Source organism: Rhodobacter sp. Har01 (assembly GCF_020564565.1).
Taxonomy (GTDB): Bacteria; Pseudomonadota; Alphaproteobacteria; order Rhodobacterales; family Rhodobacteraceae; genus Pseudogemmobacter.
In genome coordinates, this window is record NZ_JAJCTD010000005.1 from 114,843 (window position 1) to 138,246 (window position 23,404).

The 23,404-nt window shown below is 67.7% G+C and carries 22 protein-coding genes; 12 read left to right on the forward strand and 10 right to left on the reverse strand.

The window, feature by feature from the left end; translation table 11 throughout:
• Nucleotides 1–56 precede the first annotated feature (56 nt).
• Entirely contained in the window at nt 57–416 is a 360-nt protein-coding gene (uraH, locus tag LHP98_RS13385) for a hydroxyisourate hydrolase (protein ID WP_227253046.1), read from the forward strand.
• Here uraH and LHP98_RS13390 read toward each other — a convergent pair.
• Nucleotides 413–1,081, reverse strand: a complete 669-nt coding sequence (locus tag LHP98_RS13390; protein ID WP_227253047.1) for a hypothetical protein — start codon at nt 1,079–1,081, stop codon at nt 413–415. The two genes, uraH and LHP98_RS13390, sit on opposite strands and share 4 nt — an antisense overlap.
• Nucleotides 1,082–1,265: 184 nt before the next feature.
• On the opposite strand from LHP98_RS13390, the gene LHP98_RS13395 reads away from it, so the two are divergent.
• Both LHP98_RS13395 and LHP98_RS13400 read left to right on the forward strand, forming a co-directional pair.
• On the forward strand, nt 1,266–2,765 hold the full coding sequence (locus tag LHP98_RS13395) for a DUF2125 domain-containing protein (RefSeq protein WP_227253048.1): 1,500 nt from the start codon (nt 1,266–1,268) through the stop codon (nt 2,763–2,765).
• Nucleotides 2,766–2,888: 123 nt separating this feature from the next.
• Entirely contained in the window at nt 2,889–4,124 is a 1,236-nt protein-coding gene (locus LHP98_RS13400) for a urate hydroxylase PuuD (protein ID WP_227253049.1), read from the forward strand.
• 31 nt (nt 4,125–4,155) lie between these two features.
• Here the strand turns inward: LHP98_RS13400 and LHP98_RS13405 are convergent, their stop codons facing one another.
• From LHP98_RS13405 to LHP98_RS13415, 3 genes are all read right to left on the reverse strand, one after another.
• Nucleotides 4,156–5,079, reverse strand: a complete 924-nt coding sequence (locus tag LHP98_RS13405) for a TsoY family (seleno)protein (RefSeq protein ID WP_227253050.1) — start codon at nt 5,077–5,079, stop codon at nt 4,156–4,158.
• Nucleotides 5,080–5,091: 12 nt separating this feature from the next.
• The gene (locus tag LHP98_RS13410) at nt 5,092–5,382 is read right to left on the reverse strand and encodes a hypothetical protein (RefSeq protein ID WP_227253051.1); all 291 of its coding nucleotides are present in this window, start codon (nt 5,380–5,382) and stop codon (nt 5,092–5,094) included.
• A gap of 79 nt (nt 5,383–5,461) precedes the next feature.
• Nucleotides 5,462–6,280, reverse strand: a complete 819-nt coding sequence (locus LHP98_RS13415; protein WP_227253052.1) for a sulfotransferase family protein — start codon at nt 6,278–6,280, stop codon at nt 5,462–5,464.
• Between the two features lie 146 nt (nt 6,281–6,426).
• Here LHP98_RS13415 and LHP98_RS13420 point away from each other — a divergent pair, with 146 nt between their 5' ends.
• The 3 genes from LHP98_RS13420 to LHP98_RS13430 all read left to right on the forward strand — a co-directional run bounded on the left by LHP98_RS13420 (nt 6,427) and on the right by LHP98_RS13430 (nt 8,969).
• Nucleotides 6,427–8,004: a DUF5928 domain-containing protein gene (locus tag LHP98_RS13420; RefSeq protein ID WP_227253053.1), complete on the forward strand. Its 1,578-nt coding sequence runs from the start codon at nt 6,427–6,429 to the stop codon at nt 8,002–8,004.
• Nucleotides 8,005–8,010: 6 nt separating this feature from the next.
• Nucleotides 8,011–8,391: an HIT domain-containing protein gene (locus LHP98_RS13425; RefSeq protein ID WP_227253054.1), complete on the forward strand. Its 381-nt coding sequence runs from the start codon at nt 8,011–8,013 to the stop codon at nt 8,389–8,391.
• A gap of 71 nt (nt 8,392–8,462) precedes the next feature.
• Nucleotides 8,463–8,969: a DUF1203 domain-containing protein gene (locus LHP98_RS13430; protein WP_227253055.1), complete on the forward strand. Its 507-nt coding sequence runs from the start codon at nt 8,463–8,465 to the stop codon at nt 8,967–8,969.
• A 12-nt stretch (nt 8,970–8,981) separates the two neighbouring features.
• Here the strand turns inward: LHP98_RS13430 and LHP98_RS13435 are convergent, their stop codons facing one another.
• Complete coding sequence (locus LHP98_RS13435; RefSeq protein WP_227253056.1) at nt 8,982–9,341, reverse strand: MmcQ/YjbR family DNA-binding protein; 360 nt, start codon at nt 9,339–9,341, stop codon at nt 8,982–8,984.
• A gap of 1 nt (nt 9,342) precedes the next feature.
• Nucleotides 9,343–12,144, reverse strand: a complete 2,802-nt coding sequence (gene polA, locus LHP98_RS13440; protein WP_227253057.1) for a DNA polymerase I — start codon at nt 12,142–12,144, stop codon at nt 9,343–9,345.
• Between the two features lie 153 nt (nt 12,145–12,297).
• Here polA and LHP98_RS13445 point away from each other — a divergent pair, with 153 nt between their 5' ends.
• The gene (locus LHP98_RS13445) at nt 12,298–12,771 is read left to right on the forward strand and encodes a cupin domain-containing protein (RefSeq protein ID WP_227253058.1); all 474 of its coding nucleotides are present in this window, start codon (nt 12,298–12,300) and stop codon (nt 12,769–12,771) included.
• Here the strand turns inward: LHP98_RS13445 and LHP98_RS13450 are convergent.
• From LHP98_RS13450 to LHP98_RS13460, 3 genes are all read right to left on the reverse strand, one after another.
• Entirely contained in the window at nt 12,768–12,953 is a 186-nt protein-coding gene (locus LHP98_RS13450) for a zinc-finger domain-containing protein (protein WP_227253059.1), read from the reverse strand. The genes LHP98_RS13445 and LHP98_RS13450 overlap by 4 nt on opposite strands.
• Nucleotides 12,954–13,021: 68 nt before the next feature.
• The gene (locus LHP98_RS13455; RefSeq protein ID WP_227253060.1) at nt 13,022–13,795 is read right to left on the reverse strand and encodes a hydroxypyruvate isomerase family protein; all 774 of its coding nucleotides are present in this window, start codon (nt 13,793–13,795) and stop codon (nt 13,022–13,024) included.
• A 9-nt stretch (nt 13,796–13,804) separates the two neighbouring features.
• Nucleotides 13,805–14,377, reverse strand: coding sequence for a DUF1285 domain-containing protein (locus LHP98_RS13460; RefSeq protein ID WP_227253061.1), 573 nt, complete (start codon nt 14,375–14,377; stop codon nt 13,805–13,807).
• Nucleotides 14,378–14,462: 85 nt separating this feature from the next.
• On the opposite strand from LHP98_RS13460, the gene LHP98_RS13465 reads away from it, so the two are divergent.
• From LHP98_RS13465 to LHP98_RS13485, 5 genes are all read left to right on the forward strand, one after another.
• A complete protein-coding gene (locus tag LHP98_RS13465) occupies nt 14,463–15,467 on the forward strand; it encodes an AAA family ATPase (RefSeq protein ID WP_227253062.1) in 1,005 nt (334 codons plus the stop codon).
• Nucleotides 15,464–16,330, forward strand: a complete 867-nt coding sequence (locus LHP98_RS13470) for a DUF58 domain-containing protein (protein ID WP_227253063.1) — start codon at nt 15,464–15,466, stop codon at nt 16,328–16,330. Before LHP98_RS13465 ends, LHP98_RS13470 begins: the two co-directional genes overlap by 4 nt.
• Complete coding sequence (locus tag LHP98_RS13475) at nt 16,331–19,117, forward strand: DUF4159 domain-containing protein (protein ID WP_227253064.1); 2,787 nt, start codon at nt 16,331–16,333, stop codon at nt 19,115–19,117.
• On the forward strand, nt 19,114–21,186 hold the full coding sequence (locus tag LHP98_RS13480) for a hypothetical protein (protein ID WP_227253065.1): 2,073 nt from the start codon (nt 19,114–19,116) through the stop codon (nt 21,184–21,186). The genes LHP98_RS13475 and LHP98_RS13480 overlap by 4 nt, the downstream gene beginning before the upstream one ends.
• Nucleotides 21,187–21,343: 157 nt before the next feature.
• Nucleotides 21,344–22,582: a flavin monoamine oxidase family protein gene (locus LHP98_RS13485; protein WP_227253066.1), complete on the forward strand. Its 1,239-nt coding sequence runs from the start codon at nt 21,344–21,346 to the stop codon at nt 22,580–22,582.
• A 65-nt stretch (nt 22,583–22,647) separates the two neighbouring features.
• Here LHP98_RS13485 and LHP98_RS13490 read toward each other — a convergent pair whose 3' ends face one another.
• Entirely contained in the window at nt 22,648–23,340 is a 693-nt protein-coding gene (locus LHP98_RS13490; RefSeq protein ID WP_227253067.1) for a DUF599 domain-containing protein, read from the reverse strand.
• Between the last annotated feature and the right edge of the window lie 64 nt (nt 23,341–23,404).

A 23,404-nucleotide genomic window follows, 5' to 3' on the forward strand; every position in this document is an offset into this window, starting at 1 on the left:
TGCGGGCACGCGGGCGAATGCGGCAAGCTTGCGCGCGCAGGACAGGGAGACGGGCGATGGGCGAGGGGCGGCTGACGACACATGTGCTGGATACCGCGCGGGGGTGCCCCGCGGCGGGGGTGAAGATCGCGCTCTACCGGGTCAGCGGCAATTCGCACCGCAAGATCGCCGAGACGGCGACCAACGCCGACGGCCGGACCGAGGCGCCGATGCTGGCGGGCAAGGGCTTTGCCGCAGGCAGCTATGAATTGGTGTTCTTTGCGGGCGACTATCTGCGGGCCAGCGGGCAGGCGGGCGAAGGCGTGCTGTTCCTCGACCAGATCCCCATCCGCTTCGGCATATCCGACGCGGCGCAGCACTATCATGTGCCGCTGCTGATCTCGCCCTTCGCCTATTCCACCTATCGCGGCAGCTAAGTCGCCAGCCGCTGCCGCAACCGGCCCCCGGCCGAGGCGGCGATGCGCAGCAGGCGGCGGCGGTCGCCGGCCAGAGCCGAATCCAACAGTCCTGCCAGCGCGCCCCGGGCCTTGAGGTGAGGCACCAGGCCGGAATGCGACAGGCCGGGGAACAGGATGTGATCCCGGCCCGGCGCGGGTGGAAAGCCCAGGGCCTGATCGCGGTCGTCGTCCAGGCCATGCAGAAGGATCGTCCAGCGCGCGGCCGGGGGCGGCGGCGTGATGGGGGCGGCGCGGGCGGCCCAGGGCTGCCAGCGCGGCCCTTCCCGGTCCAGCCAGGACTGCGGGCCGAAGGCCAGCGCCACCTCGACCGACAGGACCGAGGCCGCTCGCAAGGCCATGTGGCCGCCCATCGACTGGCCCAGCGTCAGGATGTGCCCGACCGGATGGCGTTGCCGCATCAGCCCGACGGCCTTCGACAGGGCTGCGGCAAAGCCCGGATGCTTGCCCCAGCTGCGGCTGGCATCGCTGACGAACAGCGCCGGCCGCCCGCCTGCCGTGGCGGTGCCGACGAACTCGGGCGAGGGCGCACGCGTGGAGTCGTGGCCGACCGAGGCGAAGGCAATCACCAGCGCCTCGCCAGTGCCTGAAAGGGTATCGACAGCCAGGCCATCGGCTTCGACCAACCTCTCGAAGCTTCGCGCGGGGCGCGCATCGGATAACACCATCGTGTTCAATTCAATCCAGAATCCGGCCGCGGCGGGGTGCCGGAGCAGGCCGGGTGATGAATACCCTGCTTGCGGCGCCGGCGCAAAACGGCTTTGGTATGCGCCGAAAACCTCCCCCATTCCTGCATAGGAGCGCCTTCGCATGTTCATCACCAGGTCATTTGCAGCCTCATCCGCCCTTGTCTTGCTGATGGGCGGCACCGCCCATGCCGCGCTGACCGCCGACCAGGTCTGGCAGTCGTGGAAGGATGCGGCCGCGCTGGCCGGCCTGCAGGTCACCGCCGCGACCGAGGCCAATTCCGGCGGCGTGCTGACACTTAACGGCGTCACCATCGCACCGGCGGGCGCGCCGATGGGGCTGACCATCTCGGACATGACGCTGACCGAGGAAGGCGACGGGTCGGTCACCATCCGGCCGGGCGCCTCGATCGCGGCCGGCGGCGGCGAGGCCGGCGGGATGACGATCACCCACGAGGGCCTGGAGATGACGGCCCGTGAGGGCGAGGCCGGCGGCATGATCTACGACTACAGCGCCGACAAGCTGTCGGCGGCCATCGCCTCTGCGACCGATGGCTTCAGCATGACGGACACGCCGGCGCAGAAGGTGACCAACGACGTCGTGGTCAATTTCGAGAACCTGGCCGGCACCTATTCCGACACCCCCGGCGCCAACCGCACCTTCGGGCTGGATCTGACGGCCTCAACCCTGGCCTATGACGTCAAGACCGAAGACCCGAACATGCAGATGAAGACCGCTTCGACCAGCGAGACGGCGGATGTCAGTCTGGGAGTCACCTTCGCCCTGCCGGCGACAATGTCGCTGGCCGCGCTGGCCGGCCCGGGCGATTTCGGCAAGGCGCTGCAGGACGGGTTGTCGGTCAGCCTGTCCACCAAGCAGGGTGTCTCGACCGGCACGGTGAACCAGGAAGACCAGATCTTTCCCTATCAGGCCACCATCGCGGCCCAGGGCGGCGAGGGCACCTTCAAGCTGGACAAGACGGCCTTCTCGGTTGCCTCGCAGGGTGCTGGCCTGAACGTGGACCTGACCACCCCGGCGATGCCGGCGCCAGTCAAGGTGACCACCGGCCCGATCGTGATGAACCTCTTGTCGCCGGTGCAGGCCATCGACGCGGCGGCCGACTATGGCATGGTGATGAAGATCGCCCAGCTGACCCTGAACGATGAGGTCTGGGGCATGTTCGACCCCGGCGCAGCGCTGAAGCGCGAGCCGTTCGACCTGGCCATCGACGTGTCGGGCAAGACCAGGATCGACTGGATCGGCATGATGGAAGCCAGCGACATGGGCATGCAGCCGCCGGTTCCGGCGCCCGAGACGCTGAACATCACCGAAATCGCGCTCAAGGTTGCGGGGGCCGCCGCCAACGCCACCGGCGCCTTCACCTTCGACAACTCGATGGGCATGCCGATGCCGTTGGGTAGCGCCGATGTCAGCGTGACTGGCGCCAATGCGCTGATCGACGGGCTGATCGCGACCGGCCTGGTCACCTCGGATGATGCGATGGGCGTGCGGATGATGATGGGCGCCTTCATGACCCCGGGCACCGAGCCGGACAGCCTGACCTCGAAGATCGAGGCCAAGGAGGGCTTTCAGATCTTCGTGAACGGGCAGCAAGTTCAATAGGCGCCCACCGCTTCGGCGGATGGCGGGGGAAGGCGGGGCGCAGGCCTCGCCTTTTTCCGTTGCAGGCTTTTCGCCGCGCGTCGGGACGGTATAGCCTGTCCGAACCGGCAGAGGACAAGACGCATGACCGATTGGGTGGTGATCTGGGAGTGGGTGACGATCGCCGCGCGCTGGCTGCATGTGATCACGGCGATGGCCTGGATCGGCTCGTCCTTCTATTTCATCGCGCTGGACCTGGGCCTGCGCCAGACCGCCAGCCTGCCCCCCTTGGCCTACGGCGAGGAATGGCAGGTGCATGGCGGCGGGTTCTACCATGTCAACAAGTACCTGGTGGCGCCCGATGCGATGCCGGACCACCTGACCTGGTTCAAGTGGGAAAGCTACGGCACCTGGCTGAGCGGCTTTGTCATGCTGGTGCTGGTCTATTACCTGGGCGCCGAGTTGTTCCTGATCGACCCGACGGTGATGGACTTGGCGATCTGGCAGGCGGTGGCGATCTCGATGGCGTCGCTGGCCTTTGGCTGGATCGTCTATGACGCGATCTGCCGGGTCTTCGTGAATGCCAACCAGACCGCGGTGATGCTGGCGCTGTTTGGCGTGCTGGTGGGGATGAGCTGGTTCTACACCCAGGTCTTTTCCGGCCGGGCGGCGATGCTGCACCTCGGCGCTTTCACTGCCTCGATCATGTCGGGCAACGTCTTCTTCACCATCATGCCGAACCAGCGCATCGTGGTGGCTGACCTCAAGGCGGGACGCAAGCCCGACGCGAAATACGGCCAGATCGCCAAGCAGCGGTCGATGCACAACAATTACCTGACGCTGCCGGTCATCTTCCTTATGCTGTCGAACCACTATCCGCTGGTCTTCGCCACCCCTTGGAATTGGCTGATCGCCAGCCTGGTGTTCCTGATGGGCGTCAGTATCCGGCACTGGTTCAACCAGCGCCACGCCCGCAAGGGCAACCCGCACTGGACCTGGGCGCTGACGGTCGTGCTGTTCCTGCTGATCGCCTGGCTTTCCACCGTGCCGATGCGGACGGAACCGGAGCCCGAGGCCCGGCTGGCGGGCCCGGCGCTGGTCTATGCCGCCGCGCCGGGGTTCGCCGAAGTGGTGGGCATCGTCCAGGGCCGCTGCAGCATGTGCCACGCCGCCGTGCCGTCCTGGGAGGGCGTGCACGCAGCGCCGAAGGGCGTGCTGCTGGAAACCGAGGCCCAGATTGCCCGCGAGGCCTGGCGCATCTACCTGCAGGCTGGCCTGAGCCACGCCATGCCGCCGGGCAACCGCAGCTTCATCGAACCCGGTGAGCGGGCGCAGATCGTGGACTGGTTCCGCGCCGCCGGGTCCGGCGATCCGGTCTGACGCCCGCCTCTGCCCACCTTGGGTCGCCCGGTCACTCTGCCGGAGGGGTCCGTCCGGGCGCCGACCGGGGCACTTGCGCGGTGCGGTGGAAGTGGCGTCGGTTCAGCTGTGACAGCAGCTTCACCATCCTGAGCTGGGTGATCAGCGGTACAAGGGTCAGCATCCAGTAGGCGGCCGAGAACCTGGTCACCAGCCCGGCGCCGACCGGCACGGCGTTGATCCAGGACGGCATCAGCACGCCGAAGGCGGCGCAGGAACAGATCAGGGCACAGGCGCCCACCGAATTCTTCTCACTTTTCAGTAGCTTGGCCGCATAGCCCAGCCGGCGCAGGATGCCCAGGCCCGGCAGGGCAAGGACGAGTTGCGCCGAAATCAGCTTCGTCAGCAGAGGCAATCGTTCGCCCGGCGCGGCATGCACCTGCAGATGCTCATGCATCCCGTGATCGCCGCGCAGCATCAGGATGCCCAGCACGGTCAGGATCGGGATGACGATCAGAATTGTCGGTGCCGCCTCGGGCGTGCCGCTGCGGCTCAGCATCGAATGGATGTAAGGCAACAGCGCAACCAGCCCTACCAGCACTGCCGCGACCAGGAAGAAGGTGGCCAGCGTCATTCCGACGGCCGAGGGGACGGGCAGCGTGGACATGGCGGCCGGCGCGGCCAGGCTCACGCCCACCATCGACAGCGCGAAGGCCGGCAGCATCTGCGCCAAGGACCCGTTCGCCGTCCAGTCGAAGCCGCCTGCGGTCTTGACCCGGCCCGGAAAGGCGCCCGACTGCGCAAGCGCCAGAACCCCCACGGCCAGGAAGGTCAGAATCGCGGCAGGGAACAGGTATTCCGCCCCGCGCCTTAGCCCGGGTACGACGACCATGCCCAGCCCGAAGCCGACGTTGATCGCCATGGCCAGGGTCAGCGGCAGCGCCAGAAGCTGCGATTCCGCATTCGAGGCGCACAACTTCGCATAGACCTACGTGCGCCTGAAGGTGGACCGCTGGCGCAGGTTCCAGATCAGCAGCCGGTAATGCTTTAGCGCAAAGACCAGGATCGCCGCAGCGGCGAAGACGATGATCCCCTTCATCTGCGGGGGGCCGTGGCGGAACGCGGCCAGGATGTCCTCGTTCACCGGTACCGGATGCGCGGGGTGCGGCATCCAGAAGTGAAGCCACAGGAGGAAGGTGACGGCGATGCCGCCCGCCCCCAGCGAGGCCAGGAAGCAGTGCGGCGAGTAGGCATCCGCAGGTCCTGACCGTTGAGTCATCGGAGCCTATCACATAATCACATGTGAACGTGTGAGAGTGATGCCGCTTCAGGAGTGCGGCCCTGTGGCGCAGGATCCGTCAGTCGCCCAGCTTGGCGTGCACCTCGGCCAGGTCCACCGGGCCCTTGGGCATCTTGTTGCCGGGATTGTCGAAATCATAGCGGAACAGCTGGAAGTCGCGCTTGTAGATTTCCCAGATGATATGCATCGACAGGTCGTCAAAGTAATCCTCGACGGGGTGCGCCCGGGCCGGCCCGTGGCCTTCGCTTTCGTTGAAGCGCGGGATCGTCTTCAGGTCGACAGGGTGCTTGACGGCGACGCTGTCCAGCACCGTCTGCATTCCGGCGTTGAAATTCTCGGTGAAGAAGACGTGGTCGTAACGCCCGCCGTTGGCAATGAAGGTGGCGATGTGGCTGGACATCGCCGACCAGTGGATGTCGGGTTCCATCGGCTTTTTCCAGCGGATGGTGTCACGTGCGAACAGCAGGAAACGGCGAAAGCTCTTGATCTGGTCGAACTCGCGCTTGCCGTCGGGTCCGCCGACCTCGATCCCGTATTTCTGCACCAGCATCGGCACCAGATTGCCGCGATAGCGCTTGCCGTTGCGCTGGATGCCGCAGATCTTGTCGAAGAACGACGACAGGATGCGGGCGTAGGGGTTGCGCACGCAGGTGAAGGCATAGGACTTGTGCGTCTTGACGTTTCGTTCGATCAGGGTCTGGCTGGCCTCGATCGCCCACTTGTGCATGCCCGACGTCGCGTCATGGATGTCGCCGTCGAAGAACCGGCCGTGATCGGAATAGAACATGATCTGGCCGATGGTCGAGCAGGCGCATTTCGGCACCACCCGATACACCATGCTTTCGCTTTCCGTCATCCAGGTGCCTGGAAACCCCATGAAAACCTACTCCTGCCTCATCCGGGGGATCTTTCTGCCCTGGAACCAATGACGCGAAAAAAGCAAAGAACCCCTCGCTTTTCAAGAAAGCATGACGCAATTAATGGGACGTGTCCGACGACGAGCCGGAAGCGAACCCGCGTCCCATGACGAAGATTGCCTATATCCTTCTGTGCCACAAGGACCCCGAGGGGATCATCGCCCAGGCCGAACGGCTGACCGCGGTGGGCGACTGCCTTTCGATTCACTTCGATGCTCGATCGAAGCGCGAGGACTATGAGAAGATCCGCGCTTCGCTGGCGCAGAACCCCCTGGTCACCTTTGCGCCGCGCCGGATCAAGTGCGGCTGGGGCGAATGGAGCCTGGTCGAGGCCACCCTGCAGGCCTTGCGCGCGGCGGTCGATGCCTTTCCACGGGCGACACATTTCTACATGCTCTCGGGCGACTGCATGCCGATCAAGTCGGCGGAATATGCCCATGCCTTCCTGGAACGCGCCGAGGTCGACTACATCGAGAGCTTCGACTTCTTCAGTTCCGACTGGATCAAGACCGGGATCCGGGAAGAGCGCCTGATCTACCGGCACTGGTTCAATGAACGCAGCCGCAAGAGCTGGTTCTACCGTTCGATGCAATGGCAAAAGCGGCTGGGCCTGGCGCGCAAGGTGCCGGCGGACCTGGCGATCCAGATCGGCAGCCAGTGGTGGTGCCTGCGCCGGCTGACCGTCGAGCGGCTGCTGGATTTCGTCGCCAAGCGGCCCGACGTGGTGCGGTTCTTCCGCACCACCTGGATTCCGGACGAGACCTTCTTCCAGACCCTGGTGCGGCACCTGGTCCCCGAGGCCGAGATCAGGGCGCGCACGCTGACCTTTCTGATGTTCACCGATTATGGCATGCCGCTGACCTTCTACAACGATCACTACGACCTGTTGCTCAGCCAGGACTACCTGTTCGCCCGCAAGATCAGCCCCGATGCAAAGGCGCTGAAGACGCGGCTGGGCGAGTTGTATTCGGCCACCGGCCGGCGGTTCCAGATCTCGAACGAAGGCCGAAGCCTGTTCAAGTTCCTGACCGGGCGGGGCCGCATCGGCCGCCGGTTCGCGCCGCGGTTCTGGGAGACCGAATCCAGCCTGGGCCGTGACCGGACGCTGATGATGGTGACCTGCAAGAAATGGCACGTCGCCAAGCGGCTGGTCGAGCGGGTGCGCAACGTGACCAACCTGCCGGCGATCGACTACCTGTTCAACGAGGAGGCGACAGCCCTGCCCGATCTGGGCGGCATCCAGACCACGCTGGAAAAGCGCACCCGCCACCGTCGGGCCTTGGTGCGAATGTTGTTCGATTACTGGCAGACCGACCGGCTGATTCTCTGCATCGATCCGGCCTCGGTGGACCTGATGCAGGATTTCTACAATGACAAGGCCAAGGTCCGGCTGCTGGAGATTGAATGCGATTTCTCGGACGAGTATCTGACCGGGCATGCCAAGCGCGTGGGCCTGGCCGGCGAAAGCACGCCGCGAGAGACCCTGGACCGTCTGCTGCCGACTATCCGCTACGACGTGCGGTTCGAAAGCGACCGGATGCGCGAAATGAACTTGCCGGGGTTCAAGGTCATCCGCCAGTCGGCCAGCGTGGACGAAAACACCGTGCCCCTGGCCGAGTTCCTTGACATTCAGGTCGAGAAGGCGCGCGAGATCGTGGCGATGGAACACCTGTTCGTGGATTGAGCACACATGGCCGAAAAAGCAAGATTCTGGACCTATGACCCGACCAACATCTTCGCCCGCATCCTGAGGGGCGAGATCCCCAACAAGACCGTGATCGAAACCTCTCACACGCTGGCGTTCCACGATATCCACCCGCAGGCGCCGGTGCATGTGCTGGTGATCCCGAAAGGGCCATACGTCGATTTCGCGCATTTCGCGGCCGAGGCGCCGGCCGAGGAGATCGTCGATTTCCATCGCGCCTGCGCCCGGGTCTGCGAGGCGGTGGCGGTGAACGAGGACGGCTTTCGCATCATCTCGAACTCCGGCAGCCACGGCCACCAGGATGTGCCGCATTTCCACCTGCATATCCTGGGCGGGCGGCCCCTGGGGCCGATGCTGGCGCGCTGATCCCGCAAGGATCGGGTCGCCGGGGCGGCGCTTTGCGATGATCCTCTCCGAAACAGCCGGAGAGGCCGAAGATGCGCTTTGTCGCCATGCCCACCGAAGCCGCCCGCGCCTATCGCGCCGGCGGGCCTGATGCGAACGGCCAGCCGCCGGAACGGGCGGTGTCGGACGGGATGGGCAATCCCTGCCGGCATTGTCTGGCAATGATCCCGCAAGGCGCAGGGATGCTGGTGCTGGCGCACCGGCCGTTTTCGACGCTGCAGCCCTATGCCGAGGTGGGGCCGGTGTTCCTTTGCGCCGACGACTGCCCGGGCGGGTGTGGCACGGGCCTGCCCGCGATGCTGGCCAGCCCGGATTACATCCTCCGTGGCTATGGCGCCGATGAACGCATCGTCTACGGCACCGGCGGCGTGGTGCCGCGCGACCGGATCGAGGTGCGGGCAGCCGAGATTTTCGCCGATCCGCAGGTGGCCTTCGTGCATGTCCGAAGTGCCCGGAACAATTGCTTCCAGTGCCGGATCGACCGCCAGGGTGGCCGGCCGGAAAGCGGGGGCCAGCCCCCGCACCCCCGGGATATTTGAGGACAGATGAAATCAGGCGGCGGGGTGGGCGGCATCCCAGGTCTTGAGCCAGCGTTTCGGCGCGGCATTGCGCCAGTCGCGGATCAGCCTTGGCCGGACCCAGGCGGGGTCGATGCGGCCGGCGCAGACCAGGACAAGGGCATGCGAAGCGTAATGGGGGTGCAGGAAGAAGGTGTCGGGGTCTGCCTGCATCAACATCTCGCGTTCGTCGCGGTCGGCACGGAACACGGCGGCGTCCTCAAAGGGCGACCACCAGACCCACATCTTGCCGTGCGCTTTCAACGCTTCGTGGCCCCAGGGGTGGGCGAGAGCAACCTCGGGCAGGTCCAGCGCCAGGGCAAAGGCCTTGAGCGTGGGCCAGTCGCGGATCATCTCAATGCGCCTCGGCCCAGCTGCGGCCCTTGCCGGCATCGACCACCAGCGGGACCTTCAGGGGTACGATGGGGTGGTTGGCCTGTTCCATGGTCTTGCGGGCGGCCGTGATCAGGGCGTCGGAGGCGTCTTCGTCGACCTCGAACAGCAACTCGTCATGCACTTGCAGCAGCATCGTTGCCGGCAGGCCTTCGATCGCTGCGGGCATCCGGATCATGGCGCGGCGGATGATGTCGGCCGCGGTGCCCTGGATCGGCGCGTTGATCGCGGCGCGCTTGGCAAAGCCGGCGCCGGGGCCCTTGGCGTTGATCTCGGGGGTGTGGATCTTGCGGCCGAACAGGGTCTGCACGAAGCCGTTTTCCTGCGCGAACCTGACGGTTTCGGACATGTATTCCCGGATGCCCGGGAAGCGTTCGAAATAGCGGTCGATGAAGCCCTGCGCCTCGGCCCGCGGGATGCGCAGGTTGCGCGCCAGGCCGAAGCCCGAGATGCCGTAGATCACGCCGAAGTTGATCGCCTTGGCGCGGCGGCGGATGTCCGGCGTCATCTGGTCCAGTGGCACGTTGAACATCTCGGACGCGGTCAGCGCGTGGATATCCAGCCCGTCGCGGAACGCCTGTTGCAGCGACGGGATGTCGGCCATGTGTGCGAGGATGCGCAGTTCGATCTGGGAGTAGTCGAGCGATACCAGCACCCGGCCCTTCGGCGCCACGAAGGCCTCGCGGATGCGGCGGCCCTCCTCGGTGCGGACCGGGATGTTCTGCAGGTTCGGGTCGGTCGAGGCGAGCCGGCCGGTGTTCGCCCCGGCGATGCTGTAAGAGGTATGGACGCGGCCCGTCTCGGGGTTGATCGCCAGTTGCAGGGCATCGGTATAGGTCGATTTCAGCTTTGAAATCTGCCGCCAGTCCAGCACCTTGGCCGCCAGCCGGGCGCCCTGCGGGTGGCTGTCTTCCAGCGTGGTGATGTCTTCCAGGATGTCGGCGCCGGTGGTATAGGCGCCGGTCTTGCCCTTCTCGCCGCCCGGCACTGCCAACCGGTCGAACAGGATCTCGCCCAGTTGCTTGGGCGAACCGACGTTGAACGGCTGGCCGGCCAGGGCGTGGATCTCGTCCTCATACTGCGCCAGCTTCTGGGCAAAGGCGTTCGACATCCGCGAAAGCGTGTCGCGGTCGACGATGATGCCCGCCATCTCCATCTCCGCCAGCACGGTCACCAGCGGGCGTTCCAGCGTCTCGTAGACGGTGGTGACCCGGGCACGGTGCAGTTGCGGCTTCAGGTGCTGCCACAGGCGCAGCGTCACGTCGGCATCCTCGGCGGCGTATTTCACCGCGTCGTCGATGGTGACCCGGTCGAAGGTGACCTGCGCCTTGCCGCTGCCCAGAAGCGGCTTGATCGGGATCGGGACGTGGCCAAGGTGGCGTTCCGACAACTCGTCCATGCCGTGGTTGTTCAGGCCTGACGACAGCGCATAGCTCATCAGCATGGTGTCGTCGAAGGGGGTGATGCGGATGCCGTGGCGGGCGAAGATCTTCCAGTCATACTTCATGTTCTGGCCGATCTTCAGGATCGCGGGGTCTTCCAGAACCGGTTTCAGGGCCTTGAGGGTTTCGCCCAGGTCAAGCTGGCCCTCGACCAGCGCCGAGGCGCCGAAGAGATCGCCGCCCCCCTGGGTATGACCCAGCGGAATATACGCCGCCTGCCCGGGATCGACCGAAAGCGAGATGCCCACCAACTCGGCGCGCATCTCGTCCAGGCTGGTGGTCTCGGTGTCGACGGCCACATGGCCGACCTCGCGGATGCGGGCGATCCATTGCGCAAGGGTGCCGGCATCGCGGATGGCGACATAGGCCGCATGGTCAAAGGGCAGGCGGTCCTCGACCTGCGGCGTCTCGGGGCGGGCTTCGATCACCGGCGCGGCGACCTTCAGCCGCTCCGACACCCGGCGGGCAAGGTTGCGGAACTCCATCTCGGCGAGGAACTTCATCAGGGTGTCCGGGTCGGGCCCGGCAACCTCCAACTCGTCCAGCGTGACCGGGACCGGCGCCTGATCGTCCAGCGAGACCAGTTGCTTGGAAATTCGGATCAGATCGGCGTTGCTCTCCAGCGCCTCGCGCCGCTTGGGCTGCTTGATCTCGGCGGTGCGGGCCAGCAGGCCTTCGAGGCTGCCGAATTCGCTGATCAGCAGGGCTGCCGTCTTCAGCCCGATCCCGGGGGCGCCGGGCACGTTGTCGGTGCTGTCGCCCGCCAGGGCCTGCACGTCGACCACCTTGTCGGGCGTCACGCCGAACTTTTCCATCACCTCGTCGGGGCCGATGGGGCGGTTCTTCATCGGGTCGTGCATGTCGACGCCGGGGCGGACCAGCTGCATCAGGTCCTTGTCCGACGAGACGATGGTGCAGCTTCCCCCCGCCTCGACCGCCTGCCGGGCCAGCGTGGCGATCACGTCGTCGGCCTCATAATCCGGCACCTCGATGCAGGCCACGTTGAAGGCACGGGTGGCGTCGCGGGTCAGCGGGAACTGCGGGCGCAGGTCTTCCGGCGGCTCGGGGCGGTGGGCCTTGTAGGGCGCATAGATGCGGTTGCGAAAGGTCTTCGACGAATGGTCGAAGACCACGGCGATGTGGGTGGCGCCGGTGCCCTTTTCGCGGGTGATCTCGCCCCACAGGATCGACGCAAAGCCGGCCACCGCGCCGACCGGCAGCCCGTCGGACCGGGTCAGCGGCGGCAGGGCATGGTAGGCCCGGAAGATGTAGGCCGAGCCGTCGATCAGATGCAGGTGGTGGCCCTTGCCGAAACTCGTCATCCTTGTCCCCTTTGGCGCCGAACGCACCGCCTTTTGATGCCATCTTTGCCAGGCCGCCAACAGTCTTCGGTCGCGTCTTGCCGCAGAAATCCGCCCCGTCTCGGCGGCTATATGCTATGTCTGTGATATCGCTTCCAGCAAAGGGGCACGAAAATGAAGGGCATTGCACAAGAGCGCCCGCCCGCCGCCGTCCGGCAAGGTGAATCGCTGACCGGGCGGTCCTTCGGATTTCTGAACGGCACCTTCGATCTCAAGGTGTCTGGCGCCGACACCGGGGGCGGCCTTTGCGTCTATGACACCGCGCGCAGTGAGCCGGGCGGCCCGCCGATGCATGTTCATGCGGCGCAGGACGAATGGTTCCTGGTGACAGAGGGTGCGTTCGACATTCGCGTCGGCGATATCACGCATCACCTTGGACCGGGCGATTCCGTGCTTGGCCCTCGTGGGGTGCCGCACGCCTTTCGCAATACCAGCCGGACCGGGCGCATCCTCGTCGTCTTTCAGCCGGCAGGAACGATGGAGGCCTTCTTCGACCAGGGCAGCGCGCTTGGTCCGCTGACGCCGGCCGCCTTTGCCGAACTGTCCAGCCGTCACGGCATGACCGTGGTCGGCCCGCCGCTGACCTAGTGGTTGGCTGACGCGTGGTCGCGGTCGATCACGAAGCGGCGGTCGCAGTAGCCGCATTCCACCCAGCCGCGGTCTTCCGGGATCACCAGCCAGACCCGCGGATGCCCCAGCGCGCCCTCACCGCCGTCGCAGGCCACTTTCCAGGTGGTGACGACCTTGGTCTCGGGGGCGGGTACGGGCATGTCGATTGGTCCTTGCTGCAGTCGTGATGCCGCATTCTACGGATACGCCGCCCGGCGGCAAGGGTCGGTCACGCCCCGATCAGGGCGCTGCGCGACTTCAGGGCGTTCAGCCAGAACAGCCCCTGTGCGGTGCCCTTGGCCGGCACGTATTCCGCGGCGATCCAGACGTCGTCCAGCTTGTCTACCTCGTCGCACAGGGCGGGCAGGGAAAAGCCGCCGCCGCCGGGCTCGTTGCGGCCGGGAAAGCCGGCGATCTGGACGTGGTTCACCCGGTGTCGATGCGTGGCCCAGACCAGGCTGGCGTCGCCATGCAGACGAGCGGCGTGCCAGAGGTCGAACTGCAACCCCACCCGATCATGCGCCAGGTCGTCCAGGATGCGGGCGGCCTGATCGTAGTCGTTCAGGAAGTAGCCCGGCATGTCGTCGGGGTTCAGCGGCTCGATCGTCAGGCGCAGAGCGGGGGCCTGGGCGGCCGCCCAGGCCAGGTTCTCGACATAGGTCGCCTCGGCCTGCGGCCCCTTGGCCACCCCGGCCATGACGTGAACACACCCCGCCCCAAGCCGGATGGCATAATCGGCGGCGCGCAGAAAGCCGTCGCGGAAATGGCCCACATCATCGGGCCGGGCCGCAAAACCGCGGTCGCCCGAAATCCAGTTGCCGGGTGGCGTGTTGATCAGCGCCAGGGGAACACCCGCCAGCGCCTTTTCCCAGTCGGCCACCGGGTGGTCATAGGGAAACAGCACCTCGACCCCGTCAAAGCCGGTGCGCGCGGCCCAGTCGGGCCGGTCCAGCATGGGGACCTCGGTGAAGAGAAAGGTCAGGTTGGCGGCGAAACGGGGCATTCGGTCTTTTCAGGGCAGGTCGGACGAAGGGATCACCGGAAAGAACGCGCCCTGTGACCAGAGGCCGAACCAGCTAGCCCCCTCATGCGGCTCGTGGCAACCCAATTCGATCAGCCGGTAAAACGATTTCCGGTCGATCAGGGCCCAGAGGTTGGCGCGGATCAGCACATAGGGCGACGGCTCGCCGTCTTCCGCACGCTCGACCCGGATCGGGTGGTCGGGGCCGGCAACGGCCTCATCCTCGGTCTTGGTGACGAAGGTCAGGCGCTGGTTGCGGCCCGCACCTTCGGCGGTGAAGTCCACCGCCAGCAGGGGGGCGCCATCGACCCGGATGCCGACCTTCTCGACCGGTGTCACCAGGAAATACCGGTCCCCCTCGCGCTTGAGGATCGACGAGAACAGCATGACCAGCGGTGCGCGGCCAATCGGCGTGCCCAGATAGTACCATGTCCCGTCGCGCGCGATGCGGATGTCCAGATCGCCGCAGAACGGCGGGTTCCACAGATGCACCGGCGGCGGCCCCTTGGCGCCGGCGGCCTTCACGGATGCGACCAGTCCATCGGCCGAGGGTTTCACGATCATTTGTGTCAAGTCGCCTTTCCGGGTTTGCGGACGCAGGGGCTTTTCGGTCTAATGTCTAGAATACAGGGATCAAGGGAGCCATGCCATGGCCGGAACCGACGCGCTTGTGGCCGAAATCGAAAGCCTGGGCGGCAGGCTCAGCGAGGCCAAGGCCAGCATCGACCGGCGCTTCATCGGCCAGGGCAAGGTGGTCGATCTGGTGCTGGCCAGCATGCTCTGCGGAGGCCACGCGCTGCTGGTCGGCCTGCCGGGCCTGGGCAAGACGCGGCTGGTCGATACGCTGGGCACGGTCATGGGCCTCAAGGCCAACCGGGTGCAGTTCACCCCCGACCTGATGCCGGCCGACATTCTGGGGTCGGAAGTGCTGGAAACCGCCGCCGACGGCAGCCGCGCCTTTCGGTTTCTCGAAGGCCCGGTGTTCTGTCAGCTTCTGATGGCGGATGAAATCAACCGCGCCAGCCCGCGCACGCAATCGGCCCTGCTGCAGGCGATGCAGGAGAAAGAGGTCACCATCGCCGGCCAGCACCGCCCGCTGGGCAAGCCGTTCCACGTCTTGGCCACCCAGAACCCGATCGAGCAGGAAGGGACCTATCCGCTGCCCGAGGCGCAGCTTGACCGCTTCCTGGTGCAGGTCGACGTCGACTATCCCACCCGGGCGGTCGAGCGCGACATCCTGATTGCCACCACCGGCGCGGAAGAGGCCGCCAGCCATCAGGTCTTCACCGCAGAAACCCTGCAGGCCGCGCAATCCGTGGTGCGGCGGATGCCGGTCGGCGACAAGGTGGTCGAGGCGATCCTGGACCTTGTCCGCGCCTGCCGCCCTGGCGAGCCGGAGGGCCGCGACCTTTCGGACAGCCTGTCCTGGGGCCCCGGCCCGCGCGCGGCGCAGGCGCTGATGCTGACGGTGCGGGCGCGGGCGCTGCTGCAGGGCCGCCTTGCACCCTCGACCGAAGACGTGGCGGCGCTGGCGCTGGCGACGCTGGAACACCGCATGGCGCTGTCCTTTGCGGCCCGCGCCCGAGGCGAAACGCTGGCCGGGATCATCAGCCGCGTGACCGCCCGCACCCTGGGGCTTGAGGCGGCGGCGTGACGCTTGATCTCAGATCGCGCGCCGAGGCGCTGGGGCAGACGCTGCCCCCGCTTCTGGCGCAGGCCGAGATGCTGGCCGCGACCGTGATGCTGGGCGAACACGGCCGGCGGCGCGCGGGTCTGGGCGATGAGTTCTGGCAATACCGCCCGGCGCATGGAGGTGACAGCGCGCGTATGATCGACTGGCGCCGAAGCGCCCGGTCGGATGCGCATTACGTCCGCGAACGCGAATGGCAGGCGGCGCAGTCGGTCACGCTCTGGGTCGATCCGTCGAAAAGCATGGCCTTCACCGGCGACAAGGCCCGCGCCCCCAAGGCCGACCGGGCGCGTCTGCTCGCCCTTGCCCTGGCGGTGCTGCTGCTGAAGGGCGGCGAACGGGTGGGGCTGGCGGGAATTGCGCCCCCGCGCGGCGGGCGCAGCCAGATCGTGCGGCTGGCAGCCCGGCTGGCGGGCATCAAGGACGGCGGCGACTATGGCGCGCCCCAGGTGGAGGGCATGGTCGGCCACGGCCGCGCGGTGTTCCTGTCCGATTTCCTGGGTCCGTTGGACGGCGTCGAGACGGCGCTGGCCCGGGCGGCGGACCGCGGCGTGAAGGGCGCCCTGTTGCAGGTGCTGGACCCGGCGGAAGAGGAATTTCCCTTCGACGGCCGGACGATCTTTGAATCGATGGGCGGCAGCCTGAGGCACGAAACCCAGCAGGCCGGGGAACTTCGCGCCCGCTATCTGGCCCGGCTGGCCGAACGCAAGGACCGCCTTGCCGCGCTGGCCCGCGCCGTGGGCTGGCATTTCAGCACCCACCACACCGGCGCCCCGGCGCAATCGGCGCTCTTGTGGCTCTATCGGGCGCTTGAGGGTGGGCGATAGATGTTCGGCCTCGGCCCCATCGGGTTCCTGACGCCCTGGCTGCTCTGGGGCCTGGTCGCCTTGCCGATCCTGTGGCTGCTCCTGCGCGCCGTGCCGCCGGCGCCGATCCGGCGGCAGTTCCCCGGCGTGGCGCTGCTGCTGGGCCTCAAGGACGACGACGCCGAAACCGACAAGACGCCGTGGTGGCTGCTCTTGTTGCGGATGCTGGCGGTGGCGGCGGCGATTGCGGGCTTTGCCGGCCCGGTGCTGAACCCCGAGGCCAAGCAGGCCGGGCAGGGGCCGCTTCTGGTGGTGCTGGATGGCGGCTGGGCCGAGTCGCGAGACTGGCCGCGCCGGGTGGAACGCGCGGCGCAACTGGTGGACGAGGCCGGGCAAGAGGGGCGCACCGTCTCGGTTATCCGCCTGACCGAGGCGCCGCAGGACGTGACCTTCCAGACCGCCGAAGTCTGGGCCGGCCGGGTGGCGGCGATGCAGCCCACGGCCTGGGGGCCACAGGCAATGCAGGACTGGGCCGAAAAGCTGCCGGCCGAGGGGTTCGATACTATCTGGCTGTCCGACGGCATCGCCCACGAAGGGCGCGAGGCGCTGGCGGCCGCTCTGTCCGACAAGGGCCGCCTGACGGTGATCGAGAGCGGCCGCCCGGTGCTGGCGCTGCACCCCGCGGAATTCGCCGATGGCCGCGTGCAGGTGGCGGTCAGCCGCGTTCCCGCGGGCGGGCCGGTCGAGGTCGAGGTGGCCGCTCGCGGCCCCGATCCGGCCGGGATCGACCGCGAACTGGCCCGCGTGACGCTGGCCCTTGCCGCCGGTGAGGCCCGCGCCGAGGCGCCGATGGACCTGCCGCCGGAACTGCGCAACCGCATCACCCGGTTCGAAATCGCCGGCCTGCGCAGCGCCGGCGCGGTCAGCCTGACCGACGACAGCCTCAAGCGGCGCAAGGTGGCAATCCTCGGCCCTGGCTCGGCGCAAGAGGGGCTGCAGCTCTTGTCGCCCACCCACTATCTGCGGCAGGCGCTGGCGCCGGTGGCCGACCTCGTCGAAGGTTCGCTGTCCGAAGTGCTGTTGGCCAAGCCCGACGTCATCATCCTGGCTGACGTGGCCAAGTTGACGCAAGGAGAGCAGGACGCGACGGTGGACTGGGTCGAGGAGGGCGGGCTGCTCTTGCGCTTCGCCGGCCCCCGGCTGGCGGCCAGCGAGGTCAGCCGGTTCGAGGAAGACGCGCTGATGCCGGTTCGCCTGCGCGAAGGCGGTCGCGCGGTGGGCGGCGCGATGAGCTGGGGCGAACCGAAGGCGCTTGCGCCCTTTGCCGAGGGCAGCCCGTTCTTCGGCCTGGCCCTGCCCGAGGATGTGGAGGTCAAGGCCCAGGTCCTGGCCCAGCCCGACCCGGAGTTGGCCGAGCGCACCATCGCCGCCCTGGCCGACGGCACGCCGTTGGTCACCCGCAAGGCGCTGGGCGACGGCTCGGTAGTGCTGGTCCATGTGACGGCAAATGCGGAATGGTCCACGCTGCCCTTGTCAGGCTTGTTCGTGCAGATGCTGGAACGGCTGGCGGTGTCGACCCGTCCTGCCTTGCCCGAGGCGGCGGACCTGGAAGGCCAGACCTGGGTGCCCGAACTTGTGCTGGACGCCTGGGGCGCCGAGGCGGAAGCCGGCGAGGTGGCGGGGGTCGAAGGCGAGGTGCTGGCGCAGGCGATGGAAACCGGCCCCGGCCCGGCCCATCCGCCGGGTCTTTATGCCGGGCAGGACCGGCGCGTGGCGTTGAACGTGATCGGCGCCGGGGCCGAATTGCTGCCTGCCGAATGGCCGGCTGGGACCGTGGTCGAAGGGTTGGCGGTGGCCCCCGAGCGCAGCCTGAAAGGCCCGGTTCTGGCGGCGGCGCTGACCCTGCTGCTGCTGGATATCCTTGCGGCGCTGTGGGTGGCGGGGCGGCTGTCGGGCCTGCGTCGGGGCGTGGTCGTGCTGGCAGTGGCGATGCTGGTGCTGGGCGGGCATGCCCGGGCAGAGGATGCGGCGCCGGACGGACCGCAGCCCGGCGATGATTTCGCGCTGCAAGCGACGACGGCGGTCGTCCTGGCGCATGTGCTGACCGGCGATGTCCAGGTCGACGACCTGGCGCAGGCGGGCCTGACGGGCCTGGGCGAGCGGCTGTGGGAGCGCACCTCGATCGAGCCGGCGGAGCCGATGGGCGTGGACATCGAGCGCGACGAACTGGCGTTCTTCCCCTTCCTCTACTGGCCCGTCACGCCGGGCATGGCGACCCCCAGCGCGGCCGCCTACGACAGGCTGAACCAGTATCTGCGCACCGGCGGGATGATCCTGTTCGACACCCGCGACGCCGATGTGACCTCCTTCGGCGGCAGTTCGCCCGAAGGTGACGCGCTGCAGCGCATCGCGGCCGGGCTGGACATTCCGGCGCTTGAGGCGGTGCCCGCCGACCATGTGCTGACCCGCACCTTCTATCTGCTGCAGGAATTTCCCGGCCGCCATGCGCAAGGCGCGATCTGGGTCGAGGCGGCCCCGCCTGAGGCCGCACTGGAAGAGGGGATGCCGTTCCGGATGCTGAACGACGGGGTGACCCCGGTGGTGATCGGCGGCAACGACTGGGCGGCGGCCTGGGCGGTGAACGACATCGGCGTGCCGCTTCTGCCGGTGGGTCGCGGCGCGGCGGGCGAGCGGCAGCGCGAGATCGCGTATCGCTTCGGCATCAACCTGATCATGCATGTGCTGACCGGCAACTACAAATCCGATCAGGTGCATGTGCCGGCGCTGCTGGAAAGGCTGGGGCAATGATCGCCTCGGTGGTGTTCGATCCGCTGTTGCCCTGGCCGCTGATCTGGGCGCTGGCCGGGCTGGCGTTCCTGCTGCTGGCGCTGGCGCTGTGGCGCGGGCTGTCGGGCTGGGCCTTGCGGGGGCTGGCCTCGGCGGCGCTGGTCGCGGCGCTGGCCGGGCCGTCCTTGCAGAAGGAAGAGCGCACGCCGCTGTCCGACATCGTCATTCTGGTGGTGGACGAAAGCGCCAGCCAGACCCTGGGCGACCGCCCGGCGCAATCAGCCGCGGCGGTGGCGCGGGTGCAGGCCGAGGTGGCTGCCCTGCCCAACACCGAGTTGCGCGTGGTGCGCTTTGGAGATGCCGCCGAGGATGCCGGCACCCTGGCGATGACTGCGCTGGCCGAGGCGCTGGCCGAGGAACCCCGGGCGCGGGTGGCCGGCGTGCTGCTGGTTAGCGACGGGCGGGTGCATGACTTGGACCTGGCGCCACAGATGCCGGCCCCCTTCCACGTGCTGCTGACCGGGCAGGAAGACGATTGGGACCGCCGGCTGGTGCTGAAGAACGCCCCGGCCTTCGCCATCATCGGCGAAGAATTCGTCATGCAGATCAAGGTCGAGGACAGCGGCGCCGTGCCCGCCCGGGCCGGCTCCGAGGTGGACCTGACCATCGCCGTCGACGCCGATCCGCCGCAGACCTTCCGCGTGCCGGTGGGCGAGGACCTGGACTTGCCGGTGGTCCTGCCGCACGGGGGCATGAACGTGCTGCAGTTCAGCGTGGCGCCGGTCGAGGGCGAGTTGACCGACCGCAACAACGCCGTGGTGGCCCAGATCAACGGCGTGCGCGACCGGCTGCGGGTGCTGCTGGTCAGCGGAGAGCCGCACGCCGGCGAGCGGGTCTGGCGCAACCTGCTGAAGTCGGATGCCTCGGTCGATCTGGTGCATTTCACCATCCTGCGGCCGCCGGAAAAGCAGGACGGCGTGCCGGTGGACGAGTTGAGCCTGATCGCCTTTCCGACGCGCGAGCTGTTCATCGAGAAGATCGAGGAGTTCGACCTGATCATCTTCGACCGCTACCGGATGCGGGGCATCCTGCCGATGTCCTATATCGAGAACGTCGTCAGCTATGTGCGCGGCGGCGGCACGGTGCTGGTGGCGGCGGGGCCGGAATACGGCGCGGTCGACAGCCTGTATCGCTCGCCCCTGGCCGAAATCCTGCCGGTGGCGCCCACCGCGCAGGTGGTCGAGGAAGGCTTTCGCCCCAAGATCACCGATCTGGGCCAGCGCCATCCGGTGACCGAAGGGCTTGAGAAGTTTGCCCCCGAAGGCGGCTGGGGCCGCTGGTTCCGCGCGGTCGAAGTGGAACAACTGTCAGGCCAGGCGGTGATGGAGGGGCCGCAGGGCCTGCCGCTTCTGGTGCTGGACCGGGTGGATGCGGGCCGGGTGGCCGTGCTGGCCAGCGACCAGATGTGGCTCTGGGGTCGCGGCTACGAAGGGGGCGGGCCGCAACTGGAACTGCTGCGGCGGCTGGCGCACTGGATGCTGAAGGAACCCGAGCTGGAGGAAGAGACCCTGACCGCCACGGCCGAGGGCCAGGTGTTGACGATCACCCGGCGCACCATCCACGAGGAACCTCCCGGACCGGTAACGGTGACCGGGCCGGACGGCACACAGGTGGTGCTGGAGATGCTGCAAAGCGCGCCCGGCAAATACGCGGTGGAGTGGAAGGCGCCGCTGCTGGGCCTTTACCGGTTGGAGCATGAGGACCTGACGCGGGTGATCGCGGTGGGGGCCACGGCGCCGCGGGAGTTTGTCGCGACCATCGCCTCGGGCGCGGCGCTTGAGCCGTTGGTGGCAGGCACGCGCGGCGCGGTGATGCCGCTCAGCGCGGGCGTGCCGGACCTGCGGACGGTGTCCGAGGGCCGCCCGGCCGCCGGGCGCGGCTGGATCGGCATCACTCCGCGCGAGGCCTATGTCACGGTGGATGTGCAGGTCATGGCGCTGCTGCCCGGCTGGGCCTGGCTGCTGCTGGCGGCGGGGCTGTCGGTCGCGGCCTGGCTGGTCGAGGGCCGCAAGGGCGCCAAGGCGGTCTGACCGGCCGCGCTTCTGCCCGGACGCGGGGGCATCCTGCCCCCGCACCCCCTGGGAGTATTTCCAAAAGGGCAAGCGGCAGGGGGCTTTCGCGAATCCGGCCGGCGTTTCATGCTGAAGAAGGATTTTTGATTGAAGCTTTGCGGCGGAGGCATTGGGCATGGGCGATGTGGATGTGGTGATCGTGGGCGCCGGCTGTGCCGGGCTGGCGGCGGCCAAGGCCCTGCGGGCGGCGGGGCGGTCTTTCGTGGTGCTTGAGGCGATGGACCGGATCGGCGGGCGGGCCTGGACCACGGACAGCGATTTTGGCGTGCCCTTCGACATCGGCTGTGCCTGGCTGCATGCCGCCGACCGCAACCCGTTCTTCCCCGAGGCGCAGGCGGCGGGCTGGACGCTGTTTCACCACGACATGGGGCTGGATCACCTGTGGTTCGGCAAGCGCCGGGCGACGGCAGCGGAGTTGGCGCGCACCCGGGCGGCCGAGGGAGCGCTGGCCGACTGTCTGGCGGCGCATTGCGGGCCGGACGACCGGCTGTCGGCGCTGATCGGCGATTGCCATTGCCTGCGGGCGAATTCCACTTTTGCCGGGCCGATGGACTTTGGCGCCGATGATGACGAGATCTCGGTGGCCGACTTCCGGGCGGCGGCCGATCTGGACCCGAACTACTTCACGCGCGAGGGGTTCGGTGCGCTGGTCCACCGCTGGGGGGCGGATGTGCCGGTGACGCTGTCCACCCCGGTGCGGCGGCTGCGCTGGGACGGGCCGGGGGTGCAGGCAGAGACCGACCGCGGCACGCTGCGGGCGCGGGCGGCGATCGTGACAGTTTCGCCCGGGGTGATGCAGTTCGAGGATCTGGGTTTCGCGCCTGACCTGCCCGAAGGGCACATGGAGGCGATCTTCGATCTGCAGATGGGGCTGCTGACGAAGGTGCCGGTGGCGGTGCGGGGCAGCCGGCTGGGGCTGGCCCCCTTCGACGATATCCTGATCGAGCGGCGGGCGCGGCATGACCTGTTCCTGCTGGCCTTTCCCTTCGATCTCGACCTGATGGTCGGTTTCGTCGGTGGCGATTTCGCCTGGGAGATGGAAGCGGCCGGTCCGGCGGCGGCGGTGGAGTTCGTCACCGACCGGCTGGTTGATCTGTTCGGTGCGGCCGTGCGCGGGCAGGTCGGGCACGGTATCCTGACCCGCTGGGGCGGCGAGCGCTGGACGCGCGGCGCCTATGCGGCGGCGCGGCCGGGGCGGGCGGGGGCGAGAGCGGTGCTGCGCCGGCCGGTGGCGGAGCGCATCTGGTTCGCCGGCGAGGCGCTGGCCGGGGCGGGGCTGATGCAGACCGCCGCGGGGGCGCGGCTGTCGGGCGAAGGCGTCGGCGCCGAGCTGGCCCTGGCTCTGCGCGGGTAGGAAGAAGACGATTTCCGAATTCGGAAATCGTGAACGGAATTCGACTTCGAATTCCTGCGCGTCGGTCAGCCGTCGCGATCCAGCATCACGGCGCGGGACTGCGAGCGGAACTCGCGCCGCAGCAGAACCAGGGTGGCCGCAATCGTGGTCACCGCCAGCATTTCGGGGCCAAGCAGCCAGCCGGCGGACGCCAGGGCGAAGTAGATCGACTGCAGCCCGCGATTGAAGCCCTTGGCCGCAGTGATGTTGATCTCGGCCGCCTGGGCGGCGCGGTGAAAGGCGCGCGGGTGCGAGGAATCGTTCGGCACCGCGGCCATCAGGATCGAGCAATAGCCGAACAGCCGATGCGCCCAGATGAACTTGAGCAGCGCGTTGGACAGGATCGCCACCGGCAGCAGCAGCTTGAGCGACAGGTCGATGCGGCTGGTGTCCAGCGGCAGGTCCTGGGCCAGCGCCTCGACCGTGGCCGAATTGCCGATCAGCGCCAGCCCGCCACCGATGGCGATCATCGAGGCCGAGGCGAAGAAGGCCGTGCCCTGGCGCAAGCTGTCGATCAGCGTGGCGTCGAAGATGCGCGGGTTGCGGGTGACGAAGGTGCGCATCCAGTCGCGGCGGTACTCCTGCATCAGCAGAGAGACCGAGGGGTATCGGGCCGGCGGATGCTCGATCAGCCAGCCCGAGCCGAGCCAGGCGAAGAGCAACCCGCAAAGGGCCGCGATTTCGGGAAGGCTGAGGGCAAGCACCAGGTCGGAGAACATGGCGGGCAGGATAGCGCCTGGCCTTGCGGCTTGCCTATGGGGGAAATTGGTTATATTTGTTGAC

Excerpts from the sequence above, each read along its gene's own strand:
- LHP98_RS13450 (WP_227253059.1), bottom strand. The coding sequence starts at position 12,953 with ATGCCCGTACCCGCCCCCGAGACCAAGGTCGTCACCACCTGGAAAGTG.
- LHP98_RS13460 (WP_227253061.1), bottom strand. The coding sequence starts at position 14,377 with ATGATCGTGAAACCCTCGGCCGATGGACTGGTCGCATCCGTGAAGGCC.
- LHP98_RS13395 (WP_227253048.1), top strand. The coding sequence starts at position 1,266 with ATGTTCATCACCAGGTCATTTGCAGCCTCATCCGCCCTTGTCTTGCTG.
- LHP98_RS13475 (WP_227253064.1), top strand. The coding sequence starts at position 16,331 with ATGTTCGGCCTCGGCCCCATCGGGTTCCTGACGCCCTGGCTGCTCTGG.
- LHP98_RS13435 (WP_227253056.1), bottom strand. The coding sequence starts at position 9,341 with ATGATCCGCGACTGGCCCACGCTCAAGGCCTTTGCCCTGGCGCTGGAC.
- LHP98_RS13445 (WP_227253058.1), top strand. The coding sequence starts at position 12,298 with ATGAAGGGCATTGCACAAGAGCGCCCGCCCGCCGCCGTCCGGCAAGGT.
- uraH (WP_227253046.1), top strand. The coding sequence starts at position 57 with ATGGGCGAGGGGCGGCTGACGACACATGTGCTGGATACCGCGCGGGGG.
- LHP98_RS13425 (WP_227253054.1), top strand. The coding sequence starts at position 8,011 with ATGGCCGAAAAAGCAAGATTCTGGACCTATGACCCGACCAACATCTTC.
- LHP98_RS13490 (WP_227253067.1), bottom strand. The coding sequence starts at position 23,340 with ATGTTCTCCGACCTGGTGCTTGCCCTCAGCCTTCCCGAAATCGCGGCC.
- LHP98_RS13485 (WP_227253066.1), top strand. The coding sequence starts at position 21,344 with ATGGGCGATGTGGATGTGGTGATCGTGGGCGCCGGCTGTGCCGGGCTG.
- polA (WP_227253057.1), bottom strand. The coding sequence starts at position 12,144 with ATGACGAGTTTCGGCAAGGGCCACCACCTGCATCTGATCGACGGCTCG.
- LHP98_RS13465 (WP_227253062.1), top strand. The coding sequence starts at position 14,463 with ATGGCCGGAACCGACGCGCTTGTGGCCGAAATCGAAAGCCTGGGCGGC.
- LHP98_RS13480 (WP_227253065.1), top strand. The coding sequence starts at position 19,114 with ATGATCGCCTCGGTGGTGTTCGATCCGCTGTTGCCCTGGCCGCTGATC.
- LHP98_RS13415 (WP_227253052.1), bottom strand. The coding sequence starts at position 6,280 with ATGGGGTTTCCAGGCACCTGGATGACGGAAAGCGAAAGCATGGTGTAT.
- LHP98_RS13400 (WP_227253049.1), top strand. The coding sequence starts at position 2,889 with ATGACCGATTGGGTGGTGATCTGGGAGTGGGTGACGATCGCCGCGCGC.
- LHP98_RS13430 (WP_227253055.1), top strand. The coding sequence starts at position 8,463 with ATGCGCTTTGTCGCCATGCCCACCGAAGCCGCCCGCGCCTATCGCGCC.
- LHP98_RS13420 (WP_227253053.1), top strand. The coding sequence starts at position 6,427 with ATGACGAAGATTGCCTATATCCTTCTGTGCCACAAGGACCCCGAGGGG.
- LHP98_RS13455 (WP_227253060.1), bottom strand. The coding sequence starts at position 13,795 with ATGCCCCGTTTCGCCGCCAACCTGACCTTTCTCTTCACCGAGGTCCCC.
- LHP98_RS13410 (WP_227253051.1), bottom strand. The coding sequence starts at position 5,382 with ATGACTCAACGGTCAGGACCTGCGGATGCCTACTCGCCGCACTGCTTC.